We start from the raw sequence: 26,367 nt of genomic DNA, 5'->3' as shown, positions 1-26,367 counted from the left end.
ACACGGAGCCTGCCATGAACAAACTGATCGTCTGGATGCTGCCGTTGAGTGCGCTGCTTGCGCCAGCAGCACACGCCAACCTGTCCATCCATCCCATGCGAACCGCGATGGATGCCAAGCGCGGTGCGCAGATCCGCGTCTACTCGCAGTCCACTCGACCACAGTATGTACAGGCCAGCCTGCGACGCATCGACAACCCGGCAACGCCCCGCGAACAGGAGCAGGATATCGAGGTCGCCGATTCGGCCATTGCCATCACCCCCGGCAAGTTCGCGCTGTCAGGCGGTGGCAATCGCCTGATCCGGCTGATCCCCCTGCAGCCGGTACAGAAGGAAACCGCATACCGGGTGTACTTCGAAGGTGTTCGCGGCCCGGAAGGCACTGAACTGGAAAGCAGCGACGACGCTGCGCACGCCGACGTCGGCGTCAGCCTGGTGTGGGGCGCGCTGGTGAACGTGGTGCCCGCCGATGGCGTGGTCGACCTGCAGGTGCGCGGCAACACGCTGCACAACAGCGGCACCCTGCGCGTGGGCATCGTCCATGCGGCCGAATGTACGGCCGCCGGCGTCTGCACGCCACACGACCTCTCGCACAGCCTGTACCCGGATGCCGATTTCACCCTGCCGTTCCAGCCACAGCCGGGCAATTTGCTGCGCCTGCGCTACCGGCTTTCCCAGGACGGCTATCGCGAGCATGTCCAGGACGTGGCCATCCAGTCCAGTTGACCCCCCTCCCTGCGTCCCGCGCATGGCGCGGGATGCCTTTTCCGAAAACTGTTAAGGAGAAAGACCATGAATCGAATCTATCGGCGTATCTGGAACCGGGCCAAGGGGTGCTGGGAGGTAGCCAGCGAGCTGATCAACCGCAACCAAGGCGGCGGGCGTGTGGCGAAAGCGTGCACGGCTACAGCGCTAGTCGCGCTTATGCAGATCGGGCCGGGCCTGAGTGGAGCAGAAGCAGCGGCCTTCTACATGGGGGGATGCAGTTACACCGACTCTGGAAACGTCAACTGTGTCCCGATCATTGGTAGAACGTCGGGAGTCTCCTACGCAGATGCTGTTCTGGGTAGTAAGGACTATCTCGCCATGGGAGGCGGGGCGGTAGCAGATGGCGACTGGATCACCATCTTTGGTCACCAAAGCTATGTGAAGGGGAACTTCAGTTCTGCATTCGGCGCCAAGGCAAATGCAAACGGCGTGGACAGCGTTGCTGTTGGCTACAATGCCAGCGCCAATGGCGGTCACAGCACAGTTGTGGGCACGAACGCCTACGGCAAGGGAATCGGCTCCACCGCATTCGGAAACAGCGCTGCTGCAACGCGTCAGAACGCGCTTGCGGTCGGCAGTGGCTCGTTGTCACAGGGCGAGAATGCGGTCGCAATGGGCGCAAACGCATTCGCCAATGGCGTTGATGGCGTAGCCCTGGGCAGCAAAGCCTCGGTCGATACCGGCGGCGGCACGTCCGGCATCGCCATAGGTGCTGCTGCGAAGGCCGGGACGCCGGGTTACACCGGTGCAATCGCCATAGGCGGTGGCGCCGAGGCGCGCATTGATGGCGTAGCCCTGGGCTACGGCGCGTCGACCACCGCGCAAGGAGCAGTTGCGCTGGGTGTGCGTTCTTCCGCAACCGAAAAGAACACTGTTTCCGTGGGCAGTTCCACGCTGCGACGGCGGATTGTGAACGTGGAAGACGGCCGCATCACGGCGTCAAGCTCAGATGCCGTTACCGGCAAGCAACTGCATGCGATGAACGAGCGGGTCGATGGCTTGATCAAGCAGGATTCCGCGAGTGGCATAGTGCGTATTGCCAACAGCAATACCGGCACGGAAGTCAGCATGCGCAATGCAGTGTTGGCGACGCGAAAAGTGAGTGGCGTTTCTGATGGAACGTTGACGACAAGCAGTACGGATGCCGTGAATGGAAGGCAGCTCAACGCCACGAACTCCAGGCTGGGGACAGTGGAATCGGCAGTGGGAACTGTAAAGGGAGACCTTGCCGACGTCCGTACGCTTGCGCAGTCCGCCACCAACCGCATCGATGCCACTACACTGGCACTGGGCAAGGGCGCGGTCGCAGAATCGGGGAGCTACGGCATCAGCACCGCCATCGGCAACAATGCCAAGGCCTACAACGGTCGCAGTGTCGCACTCGGATTCGACGCGCTGGCCGGCGTCGATGCAGAGGGCAACAAGGTGAACAACCAGAATGCCGGCGTGTCCATCGGTGCAAGTACGCGCAGCGCAAACGGCGCGGTCGCGACCGGCTTCCGGGCCATTGCCAGCGGCAACTTCTCCATTGCCGTAGGCGGTGACGCCAATGCGGCCGCCGAGCATGCCACTGCAATGGGGTACCTGAGCAAAGCGACGGCAAAGCAGTCCACTGCGCTGGGGCGTGGCAGCGAGGCCACCGCGCAGTTCGCCACCGCGTTGGGCAATCTTGCGGTATCGGCCAACACCAGCGCCGTTGCACTGGGTGACCGGGCCAACGCCCGCCATGACAATGCGGTGGCACTGGGTGCTGGCGCCGTCACAGCGTCGGTCAACTCCGTATCGGTGGGCAGTGCCACTCTCAAGCGCAAGATCCAGTACATTGCCGATGGCGCGGTCAGCAATGGCAGTACCGATGCCATCACCGGCAATCAGCTGTTCGCGACCAACCAGGCCGTGTCCACTGCGCAGAGCACGGCTACAAGCGCGCAGACGGCGGCCAATGCCGCAAAAGCCGATGCTGCCAAGGCACTGACCGAGACGACCGCGCTCGCCGGCCTGGTCTCTCAGACCGCCGTCAGCGGCAGTGTCCGCCTGGGTGAGAAGAACAGCGGCACCGTACTGGACGTGCGCAACAGCGCCGACGCCAGCCGTAAGGTTACCGGTGTGGCGGATGGCACGGTAAGCGCCAGCAGCAATGAAGCGGTCAACGGCAAGCAGCTCAATGCCACCAATGTGCAGGTGGCTGACGTGGAGAAAGCGGCTACGGCGGCGCAGGCGGATGCAACGGTTGCGAAGGCGGACGCTGCCAAGGCGTTAGTCAGCACCGCCGCGCTTGAAGGACTGGTCAGTCAGGCTGCCGCCAACGGCAATGTCCGCTTGGGTGAGAGGAATAGTGGAACGTTGTTGGATGTGCGTAACAACAGAAATGAGAACAGAAGAATCAGCGGAGTCTCAGATGGAACACTGAGTTCAGACAGTAGTGATGGCGTTTCGGGGCGCCAGCTATTCGCAACAAACATGCGGCTGACGGAAGTGGAGAACGTAGGCAAATATGTAAGCGTCGGAGTGGATGGATTCAGTAGGGACGCTGTGGCCGGGCAGGCTGGTGTCGCTATCGGGGATTCTGCAAAGGCTAGTGCTGAGGGCGGAACCGCGGTTGGCGCGTTCTCTACTTCTCTTGGACGGAACGGGGTGGCAATTGGCCGTGCATCCCTTGTCGCGGAGCTTGCCGCCAATGGATTCGCGTTGGGAGCGGGGTCGAGCGTACATGCAAGCAATGGCGTTGCAGTCGGCTCTGGTGCAAAGGTTGCTGCGACGGCTGTTGACTCTCTCGCGCTTGGCGCAGGTTCCGAAGCTACCGAGGCGGGGACCGTGTCCTTTGGTGCGTCCGGTATGGGCCGCCGACTTGTGAATGTCTCCCGCGGCACGGCGGATCACAATGCTGTCAACATCTCACAGCTTAAAGATGCCCTTGCTACGCTCGGCGGCGGGGCTGGAACAGATATCAATGGCAACATCATTGCACCGACCTACTCGGTGCAGGGCGGTACGCAGAGCACCGTTGAAGACGCGTTGATGGCGCTCGATGGCGCTGTCATCACCGCAGGCCGCCGTGCGGACAAGGTGGAAGGCCAACTCAACTCGATCTTCCAGGATTCGCCCTCGGCCCGTGGCGATGGCATGAGCCAGATCGTGCTGAGTGGCGCGAACGGCATGGTGTTGACCAATCTGGCTGACGGTCGGGTGGCGCTTGGAAGCCGTGATGCCGTAACGGGCAATCAGCTGTACGCCGCAGAGCAGAAGATTTCGCAGAATCGAAATGATCTGGAGGCGATGCGCAAGGAGCGGGAGATGGGCGAGCAGGCCATGCGTGGATTGGATACGAGCGGCCCGATCGATTTTGGCGGTGCGCGTTTGACTGGCGTGGCCGATGGCACGCTCTCCGTGGATAGTCGAGAAGTAGTTACTGGGCGCCAGTTGTTCAGTGTTAGCGATCGGGTATCGCAGATTGAGAACCATAGGCGATTCTTTAAGGTTAATGTCGATGAGCTGAGTCAGGATGCGGTGGCAGGATTCTTGGGAGTAGCAATCGGCGACTCCGCACGTACACAGCGCGAGGGTGGGACCGCCGTTGGGGCCTTTTCTTCTGCATTGGCATTCAATTCTGTTGCCTTGGGGCGGGGAGCGTTCGTTGAGGAGCACGCAGACGGCGGATTTGCTGTAGGAGTTGGATCGAGGGTCGGTGCGCAAGGTGGCATTGCAATTGGTGCCAGTAGTAAGGTTGGTTTCAATGCTCTGGGTTCCGTGTCTATAGGGAATGGGTCTGAGGCGACGGAAGCGGGCATCGTGTCGTTCGGGAATGCGCTTAGCAAACGCCGCCTCGTAAACATCGCCAACGGCACGGCCAACCACAATGCCGCGACCGTCGGCCAGCTGCGCGGGGCGCTTTCCTCGCTCGGCGGTGAAGTCGATGCCAACGGCAACATCGTCGGCCCCAGCTTCACCGTGCAGGGCCAGTCCCAGTCCACCCTCAATGGTGCGCTGGAGGCGCTCGACGGAGCAGTCATCAGCACCACCTCGCGCGTGAACCAGGTCGAGTCCCAGCTGCGCAGCGTGTTCCAGGACACCCCCTCGGTCCGCGCCGACGGTCTCAACCAGCTCACCCTGGCCGGAACCCACGGCATGGTCATCTCCAACGTGGCCAATGGCCTGGTCGCCGCCGGCAGCCGCGATGCGGTCAATGGTGGCCAGCTGCATTCGATGCAGCAGCAGCTCAACGGCCGTATCGATGGCCTGGAAGAGCGCATCGATGCGCCGCAGCCGCGGGCAATGGCCGTCGCTTCGGCGCCGGAGCCGGAAGCACCGGTGCCGCAGGCCGAAGGCGGCCAGCAGGTGGCGTTGGTCGGCGAGGGTGAGAAGCCCGCGCCGCAGCCGAAGTCGAAGCAGGACGACACGCCCAAGCCGCAGGTCGATACCGCTGAATTGGAGAAGATGCTGGCCCGCGCCAACGAGTACACCGATGGCGCGATCAGCAATTTCGAACGTCGCCTGGACAAGATGGACAAGCGTTTCAACCGCATGGCGGCGATGAGCAGCGCACAGACCGCGATGGCGATGAACACTGCGGGCCTGGCCACCTACAACCGCCTCGGTGCGGGCGTGGGCTACAGCGAGGGTGAGTCGGCGATGGCCGTGGGCTACCAGCGCGTGCTCAACGAGAAGGGATCGGCCACCTTCAGCCTCAATGGTGCGTTCACCAACAGCGGTGAGCGCAGCATGGGCGTCGGCGTGGGCATCGGCTGGTAAGCCATGGAGCCCCGGCGTGACGCGCGTAATCCGCCCCGCCGCGCCGGGGCCCTTGCCGAGGAAATGGCAATGTATCGATGGGTAAGCCGGTTCATCAGCTACCGCACGTTCTACCTTTGGCGGGCGCGGTATTACTACTACACCCGCAATCTGGACCGCTGGCTGCTGTTCGCCCTGCTGTGCGTGGCGGGCATGGGCTTGGCGGCCTGGTACACCTGGCGGGTATCGAGCGTGCCGCCGCCGCGCGTGCATCCGGAGGCCGCCGCGCTGCGCGTGGAGAACATCACCCAGGAGGCGATCCATCGCATCGTGCTGGTGCGGCATGGCGGCCCAACCCCGGGCGAGCCGTTCGCCACGCCGGAGGATGTCCGCGACGGCACGCTGCGCACACTGCGGGTGCGGCAGCTGCTGGACAGTGCGGTGGTGTGGCAGCTGAAGGCTCACATGCTGGCCGACATCGCGACGTACATCGATGCCACGGGAAGCTGCTTCCCTTTCCCGTGCTGGCAGGTGAGCCATCGGCTGGAACTCATGCGTGCGGCGGAGGCGGAGAACGCGGCCATCAACCGGGCGCTGGAGCCGGTACTGGAGATCCCGCTGGACAGGATGCCCAACCTCAACGGCGGTGAGCGCGCGCGGATACAGACGGCGTGGTCCGATCCGTTCGGCGATGTCTACAACCAGACCTGGTTGTTGGGCGATCTGCAGAACATGCACGCGCGGATGATGATGGCGTACCCGCAGCGGGCGGGAGCCCCCTGGCTGATGCGCCTGCTTGGCGATGAGACGGAGGAGCAGCACCATGATGTCTGGTAGGGCAACGCACCTCCTGTAGAGCCGAGCCATGCTCGGCTGCTCTTCGGTCAGCTATCCGGATGCCTGATGCATCGTGCGGACCAACGGTCCGCACCCACCAGAAGAGGGAAGCAGGCAACGCACCTCCTGTAGAGCCGAGCCATGCTCGGCTGCTCTTCGGTCAGGTGTCCGGATGCCTGATGCACCGTGCGGACCAACGGTCCGCACCCACCAGAACCCGCGCAGCTGTCACCCGCCGATATACGCGGTGATCTCGGCCTCGGCCAGCACCTGCCGCAACTGCGCGACAGACGCGCGCCGCATCGGCTTCTCATCGACCGGCGACAACGGTGCCTGACGCAGGGCATCGTACGGCAGCACGGCCAGGTCGAAGGTCAGCTCCTCGGCACTGAACACCCACACCGGCACATCCAGGCTGCGCTCGCGGTCCATGCGCAGCCGGCGCGTCCGCGACTCGGCGGGAATGCCGTGCTCGTCCAGGAAGCGATGCACGGCTTCCGGGTCGTCGCTGTGCAGGTGAAGCTGCACCGGGCTGTTGGCATCGGCGGTGCCTTCCAGTACCGGGCCGGCCAGCCGTGGGGCGAAGCCGTGCAGGAACTCCAGCGCGCGCATCGCAGCCTCGCGGCGGCGCTGCAGTTCGTTGCCGTGCTGGGGCCCGGCGAACAGCCGCTGGTACTCGCGCAGGGCGTCTTCGATCTCGGTGTTGCGGGGCAGGGAGGCATCGTCGTGGATGCCAAGCCGGCTGGCAGCCTTCAACTTGGCCTGGTGGTAGTCGCGGATGCCGCCTTCGGCCATCAGGCGGGCGGCTTCGTGGGCGAGGCGGTGACGCCGCTCGCGGGTCTGGCTGGCAGCATGCTGACGGGCGCGATGCATGCGATGACTCCTGTTGCGACCTGGCTACAGACTAGCGCACGGATGTGACATCCGCGTAGGTATTTCACGGAGGGGAGCAAGCGGGTGCCGTTGATCCTGTAGAGCCGAGCCCATGCTCGGCTCTACAGTCGCATCGGTGCCAACCCACGGTTGGCACCCACTGCACCCTTCCTCAGAAGATATCGAACGCGGCGGCGTCGGCCTGCGGCGTATTGAGGTTCAGGTCGTAGTCGGTCAGGCGATCCATGTCTTCCACCTTCACCCACTCGGTCGCGCCGTTGAGCGTGGCCTGGACCATGCCGCTGGGCGGCTCGTTCTGCGCGATCGGGGTGTCCTTCAGCGCGGTGCGCATGTAGTCGATCCAGATCGGCAGCGCCGCCTTGCCGCCGTACTCGCGGTAACCCAGCGAGCGGAAGTCGTCGCGGCCCACCCACACGGTGGTCACGTACGGGCCGCCGAAGCCGGAGAACCAGGCGTCACGATGGTCGTTGGTGGAGCCGGTCTTGCCGCCCACGTCCTCGCGGCCGAGCACCTTGGCCTGCACACCGGTACCGCGCTGGACCACGTCGCGCATCATCGACACCAGCTGGTAGGCGGTGCGGGCGTCGATCGCGCGCGGAGCGGTGCGGGCATCCGGGTTGGCCGGAGCGGCGGCAGTTTCGGTCTTGGCTTCGGCCTTGGCCGCAGCGGCCGGGTCCACCTTCGGGGCCGGGGCGCCGAAGTTGAAGCCATCCACCACCTGGTTGACCGGCTGATCGCTGCTGCCGGCGCAGTCGCGGCAGGCCAGCGCCGGGTTTTCCTTGAACACCAGGTTGCCGTCGCGGTCATTGACCTGGTCGATCAACCAGGTATCCACGCGCGAGCCGCCATTGGCGAACACCGCGTAGCCACGCGCCACCGACAGCGGGGTCAGCGATGCAGTGCCCAGCGACATCGACAGGTTCGGCGGCAGCTCCGATTCGGCAAAGCCAAACTCGCTGATGTACTTGCGCGCGTAGTCCACGCCCATGCCATCAAGCAGGCGTACCGAGACCAGGTTGCGCGACTGCACCAGCGCTTCACGCAGGCGCATCGGGCCGCGGAAGCCGCCGCCGTCGTTCTGCGGGGCCCAGGTCTTGCCGCGGCGATCGCGGAACACGACCGGGGCGTCGAGCACGATCGAGGCTGGGTTGTAGCCCTTGTCGAAAGCGGCCGCGTAGACGAACGGCTTGAAGCTCGAACCCGGCTGGCGGCGGGCCTGGGTGGCGCGGTTGAACTTGTTGCCGGAGAAGCTGAAGCCACCCACCAGCGCCTTCAGCGCGCCGCTGTGGGCATCCAGCGAGACCAGTGCGGACTGGCCGCGCGGGATCTGGTCCAGCAGCCACTCCCCTTCCTTGGCACCGGCGCGTACGCGCACGATGTCGCCGCGCTGCACCAGCTTGCCCGGGGTCTTGTTGGTCCACTTGGCGGCGCCGGCCGGCAGCACGATCTCGGTGCGGTTGGCCAGCACCACCGTGGCGCTGCCATCGGCCGCGGTGCTGGCGACGATTGCCGGCAGCAGGCCGGCCTGGCCGTACATGCCGCGCAGGTGCTCGGCCAGCGCGGCGGTATCGTCGCCGGCGCCCAGCTGCACCTGCTTCTCCACGCCGTGCCAGCCGTGGCGGTGGTCGTACAGCAGCAGGCCATCACGGACGGCCAGGTTGGCGGCGGTCTGCAGGGTGGAGTCGATCGTGGTGGTGACGTGGTAGCCCTTGTTGACCACGTCGCCGCCGAAGCGGGCGATCATTTCCTGGCGCACCAGCTCGGCCACGTAGGGCGCATCGACCTGCACCGGCGGCTCATGCGCGGTGGCGTGCATCGGCACGGCCTTGGCCGCGTCGGCTTCGGCCTGGCTGACGAACTTCAGGTCGGCCATGCGCTGCAGCACGTAATTGTCGCGGCGCTGGCGGGCACGTTCCGGGTTGGAGATCGGGTTGCCCGACGACGGGAACTTGGGGATACCGGCCAGCGAGGCCATCTCGTCCAGGTCCAGCTCGTTCAGCTTCTTGCCGTAGTAGAACTCGGCGGCGGCCGCCACGCCGTAGGCGCGGTTGCCGAAGAAACTCTTGTTCAGGTACAGCTCGAAGATCTCGTCCTTGCTCAGCTCGGACTCGATCTTGCGCGCCAGCAGGATCTCGGCCAGCTTGCGGGTGTAGCTGTACTCGGAGCTGAGGAAGAACTGGCGGGCAACCTGCTGGGTGATGGTGGAGCCACCCGGCACGCGCTTGTCGTTGGTGGTGGCCAGCAGCCAGACCGCACGGCCGATGCCCATGTAGTCCACGCCGCCGTGTTCGTAGAAGCGGGCGTCCTCGGTGGCCAGGAAGGCCTGCTTCAGGCGCTCGGGCACGTCCTTCATGGTGACCGGGGTGCGCCGGGTCTCGCCGAACACCGCCATCAGCTTGCCGTCGGCAGCGTAGACGTACATCGGCTCCTGCATTTCCACGTCGCGCAGGGTCTGCACGTCGGGAAGCTTGGAGGACACAGCGTAGTACAGACCGCCCACGGCGGCCGCGCCGATCAGCGCCAGGACCAGGACAATCAGGAAGATCCAGCGCAGCCAGCGGCGGAGTCGAGTCATCGGGTTCAGATTCCGATTGCGAATTTCGTGGTCGCAGAGTATAGATTACGCAAGGTGGCGGCTGGGGTCGGCACCGGGGAGCGCAAGGGGAACAGTCAGGGGCTGCATGGTGAATCCGTGAGGGATTTCACAGCAGGGCCGTTGCCATTTGCTAAGAATACGTTATTAATGCTCGGACGCAGGTCTTGCGTCCAAGTGCCCGTCGGCAGGGGAGAAACCGTGGGGCTCATCCCAAAAAGTCAGTCGCCGCTTGTAGGCGTCGACATCAGTTCGACTGCGGTAAAGCTTTTGCAGCTGTCCCGCAGCGGCAATCGTTTCCGCGTGGAACATTACGCTGTGGAACCTCTTCCGCCGAATGCGGTGGTGGAGAAGAACATCGTCGAAGTGGAGGCCGTCGGTGAGGCCATCCGCCGGGCGATGAACCGTTCAGGCAGCAAGGCCAAGTTGGCCGCTGCCGCCGTCGCGGGGTCGGCGGTGATCACCAAGGTGATCCCGATGCCGGCCGATCTCGACGAAAACGACATGGAAGCCCAGATCGAGCTGGAAGCGGTCAACTACATTCCGTATCCGATCGAGGAAGTGAACCTGGACTTCGAGGTGATCGGGTCGATCCCGAACAACCCGGAGATGGTCCAGGTGCTGCTGGCCGCGTCGCGTTCGGAGAATGTCGAGCTGCGCCAGTCCGCACTGGAGCTCGGTGGCCTGCAGGCCAAGGTGATGGACGTGGAGGCCTTTGCGGTCGAGAACGCCTACGCCCTGGTCGCCAGCGAGCTGCCGGTGTCCATCGACGGCGTGGTTGCGCTGGTCGACATCGGCGCCACCATGACCACCCTCAATGTCCTGCGCGGCGGTCGTAGCCTTTACAGCCGCGAGCAGGTGTTCGGTGGCAAGCAGCTGACCGACGAGATCATGCGCCGCTACGGCCTGAGCTACGAGGAAGCCGGGCTGGCCAAGCGCCAGGGCGGCCTGCCGGAAAGCTACGAGATGGAAGTCCTGGAGCCGTTCAAGGAAGCCACGGTCCAGCAGATCAGCCGCCTGCTGCAGTTCTTCTATGCGGGCAGCGAATTCAACCGCGTCGATCACATCGTGCTGGCCGGCGGCTGCGCCGTGCTCGGTGGCCTGCCGGAGATGGTCGAGGAACAGCTGGGCGTGCCGACCGTGGTCGCCAACCCGCTGGCGCAGATGACCCTGGGGCCGAAGGTGAACGCGCATGCGTTGGCCCAGGATGCCCCCGCGCTGATGATCGCGACCGGTCTGGCGCTGAGGAGCTTCGACTGATGGCACGCATCAATCTATTGCCCTGGCGCGCCGAGCGGCGCAAGCAACGCCAGCGCGAGTTCTACGCAATGCTGGGCATGGCCGCTGTCGGTGGCCTGCTGTTGTCGCTGATGATCTGGTTCTATTACGACCGCCAGGTGAGCGGCCAGATGGACCGCAACGCCTATCTGGAAGCCGAGATCGAGAAGGTCAAGGAACAGAACAAGGAGATCGATCGCCTCGACGCGCAGAAGGAACGCCTGCTGGCCCGCAAGAAGGTGATCGAGGAACTGCAGGCCAAGCGCTCGCAGATGGTCCACCTGTTCGACGCGCTGGTACGCACCATTCCCGATGGCGTGGTGCTGACCGCGCTGAAGCAGGAAGGGGATGTGCTGACGCTGGAAGGCCGCACCCAGTCCAACGCCCGCGTTTCGGCCTACATGCGCAACCTGGAGACCTCCGGCTGGATGACCAATCCGGAGCTGTCGATCATCGAAGCGCGTGACCCGGAGAAGGACAAGGATGGCAAGGTCGGTCCGCTGGCCGACATCAAGGCGCTGCCCTACGTGTTCGTGGTCAAGGTGAAACTGCCGGCACAGAGCGAAGAGGTCTCGGCGACGCCGGGCCTGAACGCCGATGGGTCGGTGGCGACGGCTCCGCCGGCACCGGTGGCTCCGTTGGCCGCAGGTCCGGATGCCGCGACGCCTGCGGCTCCGGCAGCGGGCCAGCCGGCAGCGGGCCAGCCGGCAGCGGCTCCCGCCGCACCGGCCGCTGCACCGCCGGCCACTCCGGCCAAGCCGAACCAACCGGCCGCTCCGGCCGCCGCGCCGGCCCCGGCACCTGCCCCGAAGCCTGAGGGCAGCCGCCTGGCGCAGCCGCCGCAGGCCTTCAATGCGCTGCTGCAGGGGGACCGCGCATGAGCCAGAAGATCGATATCAAGAACCTGGATTTCAACGACATCGGCAACTGGCCGCAGAAGGCCAAGATCGTCTTCTGCTCGTTGCTGGCGCTGGTCATCATGTTCGTGGCGTGGATGCTGCTGATCAGCGGCAAGCGCGAAGAACTGGCCGGCCTGGAATCGAAGGAAGTCGAGCTGCGCGCCGAGTTCACCAAGCAGCAGGAACGCGCGGTGAACCTGGGGCCGCTGAAGCAGCAGCTGGCGCAGATGGAGCAGGTGCTGCAGCAGATGCTGCGGCAGCTGCCGAGCAAGACCGAAATGCCCGACCTGATCATCGACATCTCGCAGACCGCGCTGTCCAGCGGCCTGACCAACGAGCTGTTCGAGCCGGAGCAGGAGCAGATCAAGGAGTTCTACGCCGAGAAGCCGATCAAGCTGCGCATGGTGGGCAGTTACCACCAGTTCGGCGCATTCGTCAGTGGCGTGGCCTCGTTGCCGCGGGTGGTGATCCTGACCATGCATGACATCAACCTCAAGCCCAAGGAAAAGACCGGCGGCAACGTCCGCAGCGGTGCACTGGAACTGTCCGGTACGGTCAAGACCTACCGTTACCTGGACGAGACCGAAGTGCAGGCGCAGCAGGCGGCCGACGCTGGCAAGGAGGGCAAGAAGTGATGCGCGCGCAGACCGTACGTGGTGCGATGGTGCTGGCTGTACTGCTGCTGGCCGGTTGCGGCCGTGGCGTGACCAGCACGCCCGGCGACGCACCGAACCTTGAGAAGTGGGTGGAAGGCGAGCGCGCGCGACCGGCGCAACCGCTGGAGCCGCTGCCGGTGATGCAGCAGTTCGAGACCTTTGAATACTCCGCGCAGGGCATGCGCGATCCGTTCACCGATGCCTGGACCAATCCGCAGCAGGGGAACGGCGGATTGCGACCGGACCCGAACCGGCGCAAGGAGCCGTTGGAAGGCTTCCCGCTGGATGCGCTGGACATGGTCGGCACCATCGGTACCGGTGCAGGCACCGTGGCGCTGGTGATGGGGCCGGACAAGGTCACCTACCGGGTTCGCCCGGGCGGTTACCTGGGGCAGAGCGACGGGCGGGTCACGGCGGTCTTCGAAGACCGCGTGGAGCTGATCGAACTGGTGCCGGATGGCGCGGGTGGCTGGCTGGAACGGCCGGCAACGCTCTCGCTTGAAGATCAATGATCGTTTACTGGGGATAGCACGATGACCTTTCACCAAGCCAAGGGGCTGCGTCCCATCCGGCGCTCTACCTTGAACCGTGTCAGCGCGCTGGGAGTCGCGCTGATGCTGGCCTGCGCTCCGGCGCTGGCTGCCGCACCGGCGGAAAAGCCGGTGGGCGCCACCGTGGCACCGGCCGCTGCGCCGGCAGGCCTGTCGGTGGCCAAGATCGATTTCAAGCGTGGCGATGACGGCGCCGGGCGCCTGATCGTGCAGTTCGACGGGCAGGGCGCGATCCCTGACCTGCGCACGCAGGGCAACAGCGTCGTGGTCGACGTCGGCAATGCCCGACTGCCGGCCAACCTGCAGAAGCCGATGAACGTCACCGACTTCGCCACGCCGGTACAGCGCATCGACGCCAAACCGTCCGGTGCCGGTACCCAGCTGGTGCTGAGCACCGGGGGTGCCGTGGAGTCGCTGGCCTACCAGAGCGGCAATGAGTACGTGGTCGAGATCAGCCCGCGGCAGGCCCCGGCCGCCGTCGGCGCGGTCACCGCCGGCAGCGTCACCCAGGCGGCCAAGGCCGTCGGCCAGCGTGGTTTCACCGGCAAGCCGGTGACCTTCAACTTCCAGGACGTGCCGGTGCGCACCGTGCTGCAGTTGATCGCCGAGGAGTCCAACCTGAACGTGGTTGCGTCCGACTCGGTGCAGGGCAATGTGACCCTGCGCCTGGTCAATGTGCCGTGGGACCAGGCGCTGGACATCGTCCTGCGCGCCAAGGGCCTGGACAAGCGTCGCGATGGCAGCGTGATCTGGGTGGCGCCGCAGGCTGAACTGGCCAAGTTCGAGCAGGAGAAGGAAGACGCGCGCATCGCCATCGAGAACCGCGAAGACCTGCAGACCGACTACATCCAGATCAACTACCACAGCGCCACGCAGATCTTCAAAGCGCTGACCGAGGCCAAGGGCATCGGTGGCAGTGGCGGTGGTGGCAGCGGTGGTGGTTCGGGCAGCTCGTCGCAGGAAGACAGTGGCTTCCTGTCCTCGCGCGGCCGCATCGTGGCCGACGAGCGCACCAACACGCTGATGATCAGCGACATCCCGAAGAAGATCGCGCGCATGCGCGAGCTGATCAACGTGATCGACCGCCCGGTCGACCAGGTGCTGATCGAAAGCCGCATCGTCATCGCCACCGATACCTTCGCCCGCGAACTGGGTGCGAAGTTCGGTGTCAGCGGCAGCCGCGACAACGTGTACTTCAGCGGCAGCCTGGATGCCAACGCCAAGACCCGTGAGTCGCAGGTGACGACCGACCTGGCCAACGCCAAGGCCGAGCGTGACTGGGAAGCCGGTGGCCGGGTCGGCCCGCCGCCGGTGAAGTCCGGCTCGGCGATCACCCGTGGCCTGAACTGGAACCTGCCGGTGGCCGCCGCCAGCAACCCGGGTTCGCTGGCACTGTCGATCCTCAATGCCGGCTACCTGCTGGACGTGGAACTGTCGGCCATGCAGCAGGAATCGCGAGGCGAGGTGATCTCCAACCCGCGCGTGGTCACCACCAACCAGCGCGAAGCGATGATCAAGCAGGGCAAGGAGATCGGTTACGTCACCATCAGCGGTGGTACCGCTGGCGGCGTGGCGACGCCGAACGTGCAGTTCAAGGAAGTGGTGCTGGAGCTGAAGGTCACTCCGACCATCACCAACGACAACCGCGTGTTCCTCAACATGCAGGTGAAGAAGGACGAAGTCGACCAGCTGATCCAGCTGGAGGGCTACGGCACGGTGCCGTCGATCAACCGCCGCGAAGTCAATACCGCGGTGCTGGTCGAGGACGGGCAGACCGTGGTGATCGGTGGTGTCTACGAGTTCACCGATCGCAACAGCATCAGCAAGGTGCCGTTCCTGGGCGACGTGCCGTTCCTGGGCAACCTGTTCAAGAAGCGCGGCCGCAACAAGGACAAGGCCGAACTGCTGGTGTTCGTCACCCCGAAGGTGCTGCGCGTGGCCAAGCAGAACTGAGCCACCGCTCCGAAGTCTTCGAAGAAGGGCCGCCCTGTGCGGCCCTTCCTCGTTTCCGCCGGTAGATCCACGCCATGCGCGGATGCGCTGTTCAGCCGTTCTTGATGCCAATCGCAAGGCACCCTGCGATGATGTCGGGAACCCGTGCCGTCCTGCGCCGGTCAAAGGCCCCCATGAACCTGCCACCGCCGATGCCCGAAACTGTCTCGCCGCCGCCCGCGCCGGCAACCTCCCGCCTGCATGCGGCATTCACCCAGCTGCGCGATGCGTTGTCGACCGAGATCGTCGGCCAGGCGGCCCTGGTCGAACGCCTGCTGATCGCGTTGCTGGCCGACGGCCACCTGCTGGTGGAGGGCGCGCCGGGCCTGGCCAAGACCACGGCGATCCGTGCACTGGCCTCGCGCCTGGAAGCAGACTTTGCCCGCGTGCAGTTCACCCCCGACCTGCTGCCGGCCGACCTCACCGGCACCGAGATCTGGCGCCCTCAGGAGGACCGCTTCGAGTTCGTGCCTGGCCCGATCTTCCACCCGATCCTGCTGGCCGACGAGATCAACCGTGCGCCGGCCAAGGTGCAGTCGGCGCTGCTGGAAGCCATGGGCGAGCGCCAGGTCACGGTTGGCCGCCATACCTATGCGCTGCCGCCGCTGTTCCTGGTGATGGCCACGCAGAACCCGATCGAGCAGGAAGGCACGTTCCCGCTGCCGGAAGCGCAGCTGGACCGCTTCCTGATGCATGTGCGCATCGGTTACCCGGACCAGGCCGCCGAATCGGAGATCCTGCGGCTGGCCCGTGAGCGTGCCCGTGGTGCATTGGGCGAGGCCGCGCCGGCGCCAGACAAGATGCCGATGCAGGACGTGTTCGACGCCCGCCGCGAAGTGCTGGACCTGCACATGGCACCGGCACTGGAGCGCTACCTGATCGAACTGGTGCTGGCCTCGCGTGATCCATCGCGCTACGACGCCGGCCTCGGCCGCCGCATCGCATGGGGGGCAAGCCCGCGCGGTTCCATCGCACTGGAACGCTGCGCCCGCGCGCGGGCGTGGTTGGCTGGCCGTGACTTCGTCACGCCCGACGACGTGCGCGCGGTCGCCGCCGACGTGCTGCGCCATCGCGTGCTGCCCAGCTATGAAGCCACCGCCGAAGGCTGGGACGGCGAGCGCCTGGTGCAGGAGCTGCTGGCCCGGGTGCCGGCACCCTGAGCCTGCGCATGACCGATCCATCCGTGGAACAGGCACCGTCTGCGCTCGAAGGTGACGGGCTGCGCCCGCAGCTGGCCGAACTGGTCGCGCTGCGCCGGCTGGCACAGCGTCCGCCGCCGCCGCGCCGTGGCCGCACCGGCAACGCGGGCCAGGCACCGTCCCCGCTGCGCGGCCGCGGCATGGAGTACGCCGAGTCGCGCGAATACGTGGCCGGCGACGACGCGCGCCACATCGATTGGCGTGTGACGGCGCGCACCGGTCGCGCCCATACCAAACTGTTCCAGGCCGAACGCGAACGAGTCAGCCTGATCGTGGCCGATACCTCGCCGGCGCTGTACTTCGGCACCCGCGTGCGCTTCAAATCGGTGCAGGCCGCACGCGCCGGTGCTGTTGCCGCGTGGTCGGCGCAGCGCCGTGGCGACCGCGTGGGCGCATTGCGTGGCAGCGACCGCGAAGCGCCGATCGCTCCGGCAGGTGGGCCACGCGGCGTGCTGCGCGTGCTCGACGCGCTGACCCGCTGGTACGCACAGCCGCCAGCCGACGATCTGGGCCTGGAGCGCGCGCTGGACCATGCCGGTCGCGTGCTGCGCCCGGGGGCACGCATGCTGGTGCTGGCCGATCCGCAGCAGGCCATCCGCATTCCGCCCGCGCGCTGGAGCGCGCTGGCCCAGCATCACGACCTCAGCCTGGTGCTGCTGGTCGATCCACTGGAGCTGCGGCCACCGTCGGCGGCGTTGCAGTTCCAGACCGCGCAGCAGCGCATCGGTCTCGACCTGCGCCGCAGCGAAGTGCAGGCGCACTGGCAGGCGCACTTTGTCGAGCCGCTGCAGGAACTTCGGCGCCAGCTCGGCGCACGCCGTGTCGACGTGCAGGTGCTGTCCTCCGATGCGCCCAGCGACGCCTGGCTGGCGCCGTCGCCGACCGAGGTGCCGGCATGAGCGCCGCGCTGCCGTTGCGCGATGTGCAGCTGCCGCCAGCACCGTCATGGTGGCCGCCAGCCCCTGGTTACCTGATGATCGGCGCGGTGGTCGTGCTGGTGCTGCTGGTGATCGCCGTGGTGATGTGGCGACGTCGCCGCCGCCGCCAGCGCTGGTTGCAGCTGTTCGATCAGGAACTGGCAATCGCCCCCGACGCTACGGCCGAACTGGCGGCCATCGCGGGACTGCTGCGCCGTGCCGCACGCCATGCGAAGCCGGGCAGCGAATCACTGCGCGATGACGCCTGGTGGCAACGCCTGGACCCGCAGGGCACGTTGCCCGATGCGCGCCGCAGCCTGTTGGCCGAAGGCGCCTATCGCCCGTGCGTCGACAGCAACGACGTGGCCGCTGTGCGCAGCTGGGCCCGCGAACGCTATCTGGCGATGCTGCTGGAGCGGCGCCGATGAACCTGCTGGCAAGTTACTGGCCATGGCCGGACCTGCAGCTGGCGTGGCCGCTGGCCCTGCTGGCCCTCCCGATGCCGCTGCTGATGCGCTGGTGGAAGCGCCGTGCAGAACCCGGCGCCGCACTGCGTGTGCCCTATGCTGCCGCCGAGCTCGAAGCCCTGTCTGGTGGCGGCCGTGTTGACGCGTCGTGGCTGCGCACGCTGCTGCTGTGGCTGGGCTGGTGTGCACTGTGCATCGCGCTGGCACGACCGCAGCAGCTGGGCGAAGCCATCACCCCGCCGCAGCAGGGGCGGCAGATGATGCTGGCGATGGATGTGTCCGGCAGCATGGGCGAGGGCGACATGGTGCTGGGCGGCCAGGCGGTCGATCGCCTCACCGCGGCCAAGGCCGTGCTGGCCGACTTCCTGGATCGTCGTGCCGGCGACCGCGTTGGCCTGCTGATCTTCGGCGACCGCGCCTATACGCTCACGCCACTGACTGCGGACCTGGCCAGCGTGCGCGACCAGCTGCGCGACAGCGTGGTCGGGCTGGCCGGGCGCGAGACCGCCATCGGGGATGCCATCGGCCTGGCGGTCAAGCGCCTGCGTAGCCAGCCGGAGGGGCAGCGCGTGCTGATCCTGTTGACCGATGGTGTCAGCAATGCTGGTGTGCTGGAACCCCTGCGCGCCGCGGAAGTGGCGCGCGCCGAGGGCGTGCGCATCCACACGGTTGCGTTTGGCGGCGATGGCAGCATGCGGTTGTTCGGCATTCCGATTTCCACCGACCAGGATCCGGTCGATGAGGCCACTCTGAAGAGGATCGCCAGCATGACCGGCGGCCAGTTCTTCCGCGCGCGTGATACCGCGCAGCTGGCCGGCATCTATGCCGAGCTCGATCGCCTGGAGCCAGTGGCCGCAAAGGGCCCGAGCCTGCGCCCTCGCGAGGAACGCTATGCGTGGCCGTTGGGCCTGGCATTGCTGCTGGGCGCATTGGCATGGCTGTGGCCGGAGCGTCGCCGATGATCGCGTTTGCTTCGAATCTTCCCGACTGGAACGCGCTGCACTTCCTGCGGCCCGAGTGGTTGTGGGCACTGCTGGCGCTGCCGCTGATCATCGCGTTGGCGCTGTACCGGCAACGGCGCAGTGATGCGTGGCGGCAGGCGGTGGATGCACATCTGTTGCCACATCTGCTGGCCGCCGGCGCGAAGCGTCGTGTGCGCCTGCCATGGGCGCTGCTGCTGGGCTGGACACTGGCATCGCTGGCGATGGCCGGGCCGAGCTGGCGGCAGCAGGCGCAGCCGATGTTCCAGGCCAGCGCACCGCTGCTGGTGGTACTGGACCTGTCCAGCCGGATCAGCGCAACCGATCTGCCACCGTCGCGCCTGCTGCAGGCGCGCGCGAAAGTGGGCGAGCTGCTGCGCGCGCGCCAGGGCGGGCAGGTGGGCCTGGTGGTGTATGCCGATGATGCCTACACCGTGGCGCCGCTGACTGATGACGGCCGCAATGTTGCGCTGTATCTGGATGCGCTGTCGCCGGACGTGATGCCACGCGATGGCCAGCGTGCCGACCGCGGCATCGACTGGGCAGCACGGCTGATGCGGCAGATCGGTGCGCTGCAGGGGCAGATCCTGCTGGTCAGCGATCAGGCGGATGGTGAAGCTGCACTGGCGGCAGCGCAGGCACGCAGCCTGGGCCTGCAGGTGTCGGTGCTGGGCCTGGGCACGCCTGCCGGTGCGGCCTACCGCGATGGCAGCGGGCAGATCCGCCAGGCTGCGCTGGATGAAGGCAGCCTGCGCGCGGTGGCCACTGCCGGCGGCGGCCGCTATGCACGCATCTCCGCCGATGACAGCGATCTGCGTGCGCTCGGTGTACTCGACGCGCGCGAAGGCACGCCGGCGCAGCGGCCGGGCGAAGGCAAGCAGTGGCGTGACGAAGGCTTCTGGCTGCTGCCGCCGGTGATGCTGCTGGCATTGCTGGCCTTCCGCCGTCGTGCGCTGCTGGCCGCGGTGCTCGCGGTCGGCCTCGTGCCATGGATGAATGACGCGCAGGCGCAGGCACCTGCGACGCAGGCCTCGCAACCCGCGCAGGGCACGCTGTGGAAGCGTAACGACCAGGCGCAGCATCAGCGCCTGGCCGAGGGGGTCCAGGCTTACCGCAAGGGCGACTTCGCCACTGCGCGCAGGCAGTTCGAGGGTATCGACAGCGATGCCGGCTGGTACAACCTGGCCAACACGCTGGCACGCGAAGGCAACTACGACGAAGCGATCGCCGCCTACGACCGCGCGCTGGCGTTGCATCCCGGCATGGCCGATGCGGTCGCCAACCGTGCCGTGGTCGATGCCGCGCGCAAGCGCAGGCAGTCGGGTGGCAAAGGCCAGGATCAGCAGAAGCCACCGCAGAAAGGGCAGCAGAAGCAGCAGAACGATGCCCCGGGCCAGCAGAACCCGCAGGGCCAGAAGCCGCAGCAGGGACAGCAGAATCCCGGCCAGGGCCAGCAGGGGCAGCCCAAGGCGGGTGACGACAAGAACCCGTCGAGCCCGCAGCCCGGCGAGCGCGGCCGCGATGGCCAGCAGGCGCCACCACAGGTGGAGGATGCCAAGGCACAGGCCCAGGCCGATGAGCAGCAGCGCCAGCGCATGCAGCAGGCGATGCAGCAGGCACGCGAGGGCGAGGCTGGCAAGGACGGCAAACCCGTACCGGGGGGGGAGGGCCGCACGCCGCGCGAGCGCGAGGAGCAACAGGCGGTGGAAGCGTGGATGCGGCGTGTGCCGGATGATCCGGGCGCGCTGCTGCGGGCCAAGTTCCAGCTGGAAAACGAACGCAGGAAGAGGGAAGGGCGATGACGCGGGCGATCAACATGCACGGGCACTGGTCACGGCCGGTACTGGCGGCGCTGTTGCTGTGGCTGCCGCTGCTGGCCTGGGCGCAACCACGTGCCTGGCTGGACCGCGACCGCATCGCGATGGGTGATACGGTCACCCTTAATGTCGAGAGCGATCAGGGCGCTCCCGACTTCACGCCATTGCGCACCGACTTCGACCTGAGCGGCCAGACCAGCAGCCGCCAGGTGGAATGGAGCAATGGCAGCATGCGGCAGCGCAACCTGTATGGCGTGGCGCTGACGCCGCGGCGCAGTGGTGCGCTGGTGGTACCGGGCCTGCAGGTGGGCAGTGTGCGCACTGCGCCGCTGACGCTGCAGGTCGATGCGGCCGCCGTGGCCAGGCCTGACAGCAATGCGATGGCCTTCATCGAAACCCTTGTCGATGACGATACGCCGTACGTGCAGCAGAGCGTGGGCGTGGTGGTGCGGTTGTATTTCGCCTCGCAGCTGGCCTCCGGCGAGCTGGTGCTGGATACCCCGGCGGGCGCGTCGTTGCAGCGCGTTGGCGACGACCGCACAGATGTGCGCCAGGTCAACGGGCGCCGCTACAACGTGGTCGAACGACGTTTCCTGCTGATCCCCGAGCGCAGCGGCGCGTTGCGGCTGTCCGGTGCGCGTTTCAGCGGGCGCAGTGCCGGAGGTTTCTTCGATGACTTCTTCGGGGGCGGCGATGGCCGCATGAATGCCACTGGCGCAGACCGCACGTTGCAGGTGCAGGCACAGCCGGCACAGGCGCCGCAGCCGTGGTTGCCCCTGCAGAGCCTGCAGCTGCGCTACACCAGCGCGCCCACCAGTGCCCGTACCGGCGAGGCAGCCAACGTGGTGGTCGAAGCGGTTGCCGAAGGCGCCACCCGAGCACAGTTCACCGACCTGCCGGTCCCCGATGTCGGCAACGCAGCGCAGGTGTTTGCCGAGCCGGCACAGTACGAAGAGACCTTCAACGGCAGCACGCCGCGCCTGAAGATCACCCGCCGCTATTCGATCGTGCCGCGCAAGCCGGGTTCGCTGGTGGTGCCGGGACCACGCCTGCCCTGGTGGGATGTGCGCAACGGCAAGGCACAGGAAGCCAAGCTGCCGGACCTGACGCTGGCCGTTGCGGCCGGTACCGGCGCTGCCACTGCCTCGCCGGCAGCGCTGCCACCGATCGACACCGCTGCCGCGCTGCCGGGCAGCGATGGACAGGATGCGCGTATCGCCGCGACCGATCCACGCGCCAGCGGCCTGTCCGAGCGTCCGTGGCCGTGGATGGCGGCGGCCATTGGCCTGGCGCTGCTGTGGCTGCTGACCCTGTTGTGGGGCTGGCAGCGAGGCCGACGCCCGCGTGTGGCGACGCCTGCAGCCGGCACGCCCTCTGTGCCGACCGTGGTGAGCGGACGCGCGGGCCTGGCCGAACTGCGCCGCGCGCTGGATGGTGAGGGTTTCGATCAGGTGGAGGCGCGTCTGTGTGCGATGGCGGGCGTGGAGCGCATCGAGCAGGTGATCGCCCGGCTGGATGACCCGGCCCAGCGCCAGGTGTTGCTGGACCTGCAGCAGGCGCGCTGGGGCGGGCAGGGCGAACTGGCCCCTTTGCGCACGCGCCTGCGCGAGGTCTTCCGTGACGGACCGCACTGGTCGGCGGCTACCGGCGCCGCCGACACTGGCCTGGCGCCGTTGTATCCAACGCGGCGAACCTGAACCGGCGCCGCTTGCGCGCTTTGTTAGAGTGCATTCATTTTTCGAGGAAACCCGCGCATGACAGCAGCTGCTGCCGACAAGAAGAAGTTGCCCCTGCATTGGAAGATGGGCATCGGCTTTGCGATCGGCCTGATCCTGGGACTGATCGTGCACGCCCTGGGCGGCAGCGTCGATGGTCTGCAGGCCGGTGCCAAGTGGGTCATGGACTACGTCACCACCCCGGCGTCGGGCCTGTTCCTCAACCTGATCTTCATGCTGATCGTGCCGCTGATCTTCTCGGCGCTGATCATGGGCGTGTCGGAGATGGGCGACATCCGCGCCCTCGGCCGCATCGGCTGGAAGACCCTGGCGTATACCGTGCTGCTGTCCGGCATCGCGGTGGGCATCGGCCTGGTGCTGGTCAACCTGCTCAAGCCGGGCGCCGGCGTGGATCCGCAGGTCGCCGCGATGATGCTGTCGGAGAACGCCGAACGCAGCAAGGAAATCGTCGCTGGCATCCATGGCACGCCGAAGGGCATGGACATGCTGCTGTCGATCGTGCCGAGCAATGTGCTGCAGGCCGCGTCGGACAATGGCGCGATCCTGTCGCTGATGTTCTTCGCGCTGATGTTCGGCATCGGCATGGTGCTGACCGACAACGAGAAGGTCGCCCCGTTGCGCCGCGCCATCGAAGGCGTGTTTGAAATCTCGATGACCCTGATCAACCTGGTCATCCGCTTGGCCCCCTATGCAGTGGCCTGCTTCATGTTCAATCTGGCCGCGCTGTTCGGCTTCGAGCTGATCATCCGCCTGGGCGCGTACGTGGGCGTGGTGGTGCTGGCGCTCGGCCTGCACATGGTCGTGACCTACGGTACTGCCGTATGGCTGTCTGGCCGCTCGCCGCTGTCGTTCTTCCGCGATACCCAGGAAGCGACGGTGATGGCGTTCTCCACCGCCTCCAGCAACGCGACCCTGCCGACCGCACTGCGCGTGGCGGACCAGATGGGCCTGCCGCAGCGCGTGTCGCGCTTCGTGCTGACCGTGGGTGCCACCGCCAACCAGAACGGCACCGCCCTGTTCGAGGGCGTGACGGTGATCTTCCTGGCCCAGTTCTTTGGCGTGGACCTGAGCATTGGCCAGCAGATCATGGTGATGGCGGTCTGCATCCTCGGCGGCATCGGCACTGCTGGTGTGCCGTCGGGCTCGCTGCCGGTGGTGGCGATGATCTGCGCGATGGTCGGTGTGAATCCGCTGGGCATCGGCCTGATCCTGGGCGTGAACCACTTCCTGGACATGTGCCGTACCGCCCTGAACGTGACCGGCGACCTGGCCCTGACCACGCTGGTGGCCAAGGGCGAGTCGCATGACGGACCGGCGCTGGGCACGCCCCTCGATTGAACGCGCCCTGAATGCCATGGATACTATCCCGACGCATGGAAGGCGTCGGGATTGGCGCCGTGCGAAAGGGAGCAGAAATGAGGATTTCGTACGTGATGGTCGCCGCCCTGGGCCTGCTGGCTTTCGACGCCAGTGCCCAGAAGGCCTGTGAAACCAACTACACCAAGACCGGCAGCTTCTTCGCCGGGCGCACCTTCACCACCTGGGACGTGGTGCCCAACGTTACCCCGGCCGACGCTCTCAAGCGTATCCAGATCGAGGGCGTGAAGTCGGGCCTGAAGGTGGCCAGCGTGGACAAGGACCTGGGCATGCTGACCCTGGAACAGAACGTCCAGTTCAATGGTGGCCAGACCACCCTGCCGTGGAACGTGCTGGTTGAAGCCGAGGGCAAGGGTTCGAAGATCACCGTGACCAAGACCACCCCGGCCACCTACGCCACTGGCGAGGACTTCCAGAAGAAGTCGATGTGTGGCGTGATCGAGGCTGCCGCGCCCAAGTAAGGGGTTGGCGGGACCAGATCCCTTTCACTGGCAAGGGATCTGGTCCTACGCCTGAACCCGGCCCCGCGTCTGTGGGACAATAGGCCGCCCGCACGTCCGCGGCCGCCTCCCGATTCCGACAGAACCATGACGCAGCCTACCCGTCGCCAGTTGGCCAACGCCATCCGCTTCCTCGCCGCCGATGCGGTTGAAACCGCAAAGTCCGGCCACCCCGGCATGCCCATGGGCATGGCCGACATCGCCGAAGTCCTCTGGAACGACTACCTCCGCCATAACCCGAGCAACCCGCACTGGTTCAACCGCGACCGTTTCGTGCTGTCCAACGGCCACGGTTCGATGCTGCAGTACGCGCTGCTGCACCTGAGCGGTTACGACCTGCCGATCGAGCAGCTCAAGCTGTTCCGCCAGCTGGGCAGCCACACCGCCGGCCACCCGGAGCGCCACGAGACCCCGGGCGTGGAAACCACCACCGGCCCGCTGGGACAGGGTTTCGCCAATGCCGTGGGCTTCGCCCTGGCCGAGAAGCTGCTGGCACAGCGCTTCAACCGCCCGGAGCTGGAAGTGGTCGACCACCGCACCTGGGTGTTCATGGGTGATGGCTGCCTGATGGAAGGCGTGTCGCACGAAGCGGCCTCGCTGGCCGGCACCTGGGGTCTGCACAAGCTGGTCTGCTTCTGGGACAACAACCACATCTCCATCGACGGCAACGTCGAGGGCTGGTTCACCGACAACACCCCGGAACGTTTCGAGGCCTATGGCTGGAACGTGATCCGCGATGTTGACGGCCACGACCCGGAAAGCATCAAGGCCGGCATCGAGGCCGCGCTGTCGCAGAGCGACAAGCCGACCCTGATCTGCTGCCGCACCACCATCGGCTTCGGTTCGCCGAACAAGGCGGGCAAGGAATCCAGCCACGGTGCTCCGCTGGGCAAGGACGAGCTGGAAGCCACCCGCAAGCAGCTGGGCTGGGAATACGGCCCGTTCGAGATCCCGCAGGCGATCTACGACGGCTGGCGCGCCAATGGCGCCGGCACGCTGCGCCAGGCCGAGTGGGAACAGCTGTTCGACAAGTACGCCAGCCAGTATCCGGCGGAGGCGGCTGAGCTGACCCGCCGCTCGCATGGCGAGCTGCCGGCCGACTTCGTTGCCAAGGCCGATGCCTACATCGCCCAGGTGGCCGCAGAGGGCCCGACGATCGCCTCGCGCAAGGCCTCGCAGCTGGCCATCGAAGCCTATGCGCCGCTGCTGCCGGAAATCGTCGGTGGCTCGGCCGACCTGGCGCACTCCAACCTGACCCTGTGGAAGGGCAGCAGGTCGGTCGCCAGCGACGACGCCAACGCCAACTACGTGTACTACGGCGTGCGCGAGTTCGGCATGACCGCCATCGCCAATGGCCTGGCCCTGCACGGTGGCTTCATTCCGTTCGACGCCACCTTCCTGGTGTTCAGCGATTACGCCCGCAACGGCGTGCGCATGAGCGCGCTGATTCCGGCCCACGCCATCCACGTCTATACCCACGACTCGATCGGCCTGGGCGAAGACGGCCCGACCCACCAGCCGGTGGAGCACCTGGCCTCGCTGCGCTACATCCCGAACAACGACGTGTGGCGCCCGTGCGATGCGGTCGAGTCGGCCGTGAGCTGGAAGGCCGCGATCACCCGCCAGGACGGCCCGAGCTGCCTGGTGTTCAGCCGCCAGAACCTGCCGCACCAGCCGCGCAGCGCCGAGCAGATCAAGCAGATCGAGCGCGGCGGTTACGTGCTGGCCGATGCCGCCGGTACCCCGGACGTGATCCTGATCGCCACCGGTTCGGAAGTCTCGCTGGCTACCGAAGCCAAGGCCCAGCTGGATGCGGCCGGTATCAAGACCCGCGTGGTCTCGATGCCGTCCACCGACGTGTTCCTGCGCCAGGATGCGGCCTACCGTGAATCGGTGCTGCCGAACGCGGTGCGCAAGCGCGTGGCCGTGGAAGCTGGCGTCACCGGTTTCTGGCGCCAGTTCGTAGGCCTGGACGGTGCCGTGATCGGTATCGACACCTTCGGTGCCTCGGCCCCGGCCGACCAGCTGTACAAGCACTTCGGCATCACCACGGCGCACGTGGTGGAGGCCGCCAAGGCGCTGTAAGCGGCGACATGGAGTGATGAAGGAAAGGCCGGCGCAAGCCGGCCTTTCTCGTTGACGGAAGAAAAAGGGGACGGAGGGAATCAAGTCGTATGTG

The 26,367-nt window shown here is 66.5% G+C and carries 19 protein-coding genes; 17 read left to right on the top strand and 2 right to left on the bottom strand.

Annotated features, from left to right (window positions below; all coding sequences use genetic code 11):
• Window positions 1-14: 14 nt before the first annotated feature.
• From ACM0PB_RS19110 to ACM0PB_RS19100, 3 genes are all read left to right on the top strand, one after another.
• The gene (locus tag ACM0PB_RS19110; RefSeq protein WP_065185320.1) at window positions 15-725 is read left to right on the top strand and encodes a pilus assembly protein; all 711 of its coding nucleotides are present in this window, start codon (window positions 15-17) and stop codon (window positions 723-725) included.
• Between the two features lie 66 nt (window positions 726-791).
• Window positions 792-5,516: an ESPR-type extended signal peptide-containing protein gene (locus ACM0PB_RS19105; protein WP_414604614.1), complete on the top strand. Its 4,725-nt coding sequence runs from the start codon at window positions 792-794 to the stop codon at window positions 5,514-5,516.
• Window positions 5,517-5,585: 69 nt separating this feature from the next.
• Window positions 5,586-6,332: a hypothetical protein gene (locus ACM0PB_RS19100; RefSeq protein ID WP_414604613.1), complete on the top strand. Its 747-nt coding sequence runs from the start codon at window positions 5,586-5,588 to the stop codon at window positions 6,330-6,332.
• A 228-nt stretch (window positions 6,333-6,560) separates the two neighbouring features.
• Here ACM0PB_RS19100 and ACM0PB_RS19095 read toward each other — a convergent pair whose 3' ends face one another.
• Window positions 6,561-7,205 (bottom strand): hypothetical protein, encoded by a 645-nt coding sequence (locus ACM0PB_RS19095; protein WP_065185318.1) that lies wholly within the window; start codon window positions 7,203-7,205, stop codon window positions 6,561-6,563.
• A gap of 172 nt (window positions 7,206-7,377) precedes the next feature.
• Window positions 7,378-9,801, bottom strand: coding sequence for a penicillin-binding protein 1A (locus tag ACM0PB_RS19090; protein ID WP_065179086.1), 2,424 nt, complete (start codon window positions 9,799-9,801; stop codon window positions 7,378-7,380).
• A 219-nt stretch (window positions 9,802-10,020) separates the two neighbouring features.
• Between ACM0PB_RS19090 and ACM0PB_RS19085 the strand changes: the two genes are divergently transcribed.
• From ACM0PB_RS19085 to tkt, 14 genes are all read left to right on the top strand, one after another.
• Complete coding sequence (locus tag ACM0PB_RS19085) at window positions 10,021-11,079, top strand: pilus assembly protein PilM (RefSeq protein ID WP_014038321.1); 1,059 nt, start codon at window positions 10,021-10,023, stop codon at window positions 11,077-11,079.
• Window positions 11,079-11,978: a PilN domain-containing protein gene (locus ACM0PB_RS19080; RefSeq protein WP_262090968.1), complete on the top strand. Its 900-nt coding sequence runs from the start codon at window positions 11,079-11,081 to the stop codon at window positions 11,976-11,978. The genes ACM0PB_RS19085 and ACM0PB_RS19080 overlap by 1 nt, the downstream gene beginning before the upstream one ends.
• Complete coding sequence (locus ACM0PB_RS19075; protein ID WP_057493352.1) at window positions 11,975-12,631, top strand: type IV pilus inner membrane component PilO; 657 nt, start codon at window positions 11,975-11,977, stop codon at window positions 12,629-12,631. The genes ACM0PB_RS19080 and ACM0PB_RS19075 overlap by 4 nt, the downstream gene beginning before the upstream one ends.
• Window positions 12,631-13,164, top strand: a complete 534-nt coding sequence (locus ACM0PB_RS19070; protein WP_005418914.1) for a pilus assembly protein PilP — start codon at window positions 12,631-12,633, stop codon at window positions 13,162-13,164. Before ACM0PB_RS19075 ends, ACM0PB_RS19070 begins: the two co-directional genes overlap by 1 nt.
• A 21-nt stretch (window positions 13,165-13,185) precedes the next feature.
• A complete protein-coding gene (locus tag ACM0PB_RS19065) occupies window positions 13,186-15,156 on the top strand; it encodes a type IV pilus secretin PilQ (protein WP_065185316.1) in 1,971 nt (656 codons plus the stop codon).
• A gap of 173 nt (window positions 15,157-15,329) precedes the next feature.
• Window positions 15,330-16,355 (top strand): AAA family ATPase, encoded by a 1,026-nt coding sequence (locus ACM0PB_RS19060; protein WP_065185315.1) that lies wholly within the window; start codon window positions 15,330-15,332, stop codon window positions 16,353-16,355.
• 8 nt (window positions 16,356-16,363) lie between these two features.
• Window positions 16,364-17,293, top strand: a complete 930-nt coding sequence (locus ACM0PB_RS19055) for a DUF58 domain-containing protein (protein ID WP_065179082.1) — start codon at window positions 16,364-16,366, stop codon at window positions 17,291-17,293.
• Complete coding sequence (locus ACM0PB_RS19050; RefSeq protein ID WP_065179081.1) at window positions 17,290-17,739, top strand: DUF4381 family protein; 450 nt, start codon at window positions 17,290-17,292, stop codon at window positions 17,737-17,739. The genes ACM0PB_RS19055 and ACM0PB_RS19050 overlap by 4 nt, the downstream gene beginning before the upstream one ends.
• Window positions 17,736-18,740, top strand: coding sequence for a vWA domain-containing protein (locus tag ACM0PB_RS19045; protein WP_053498463.1), 1,005 nt, complete (start codon window positions 17,736-17,738; stop codon window positions 18,738-18,740). Before ACM0PB_RS19050 ends, ACM0PB_RS19045 begins: the two co-directional genes overlap by 4 nt.
• Window positions 18,737-20,560 (top strand): VWA domain-containing protein, encoded by a 1,824-nt coding sequence (locus tag ACM0PB_RS19040; RefSeq protein WP_414604612.1) that lies wholly within the window; start codon window positions 18,737-18,739, stop codon window positions 20,558-20,560. Before ACM0PB_RS19045 ends, ACM0PB_RS19040 begins: the two co-directional genes overlap by 4 nt.
• Window positions 20,557-22,272: a BatD family protein gene (locus ACM0PB_RS19035; RefSeq protein ID WP_065185313.1), complete on the top strand. Its 1,716-nt coding sequence runs from the start codon at window positions 20,557-20,559 to the stop codon at window positions 22,270-22,272. The genes ACM0PB_RS19040 and ACM0PB_RS19035 overlap by 4 nt, the downstream gene beginning before the upstream one ends.
• 57 nt (window positions 22,273-22,329) lie before the next feature.
• Window positions 22,330-23,649 (top strand): dicarboxylate/amino acid:cation symporter, encoded by a 1,320-nt coding sequence (locus ACM0PB_RS19030; protein ID WP_065185312.1) that lies wholly within the window; start codon window positions 22,330-22,332, stop codon window positions 23,647-23,649.
• A gap of 77 nt (window positions 23,650-23,726) precedes the next feature.
• On the top strand, window positions 23,727-24,149 hold the full coding sequence (locus ACM0PB_RS19025; protein ID WP_227837915.1) for a hypothetical protein: 423 nt from the start codon (window positions 23,727-23,729) through the stop codon (window positions 24,147-24,149).
• A gap of 126 nt (window positions 24,150-24,275) precedes the next feature.
• Window positions 24,276-26,273 carry a transketolase gene (gene tkt, locus ACM0PB_RS19020; RefSeq protein WP_065179078.1) on the top strand — a complete coding sequence of 666 codons (1,998 nt, stop codon included), beginning with the start codon at window positions 24,276-24,278 and terminating at the stop codon, window positions 26,271-26,273.
• The last annotated feature ends 94 nt before the right edge of the window (window positions 26,274-26,367 follow it).

Origin of the sequence: Stenotrophomonas sp. AR029 (assembly GCF_047520695.2) — a bacterium.
In the GTDB taxonomy this organism is placed as follows: Bacteria; Pseudomonadota; Gammaproteobacteria; order Xanthomonadales; family Xanthomonadaceae; genus Stenotrophomonas; species Stenotrophomonas sepilia.
Note: the sequence above shows the minus strand (reverse complement) of the source record. Positions and strands in the feature narration are given on the sequence as shown.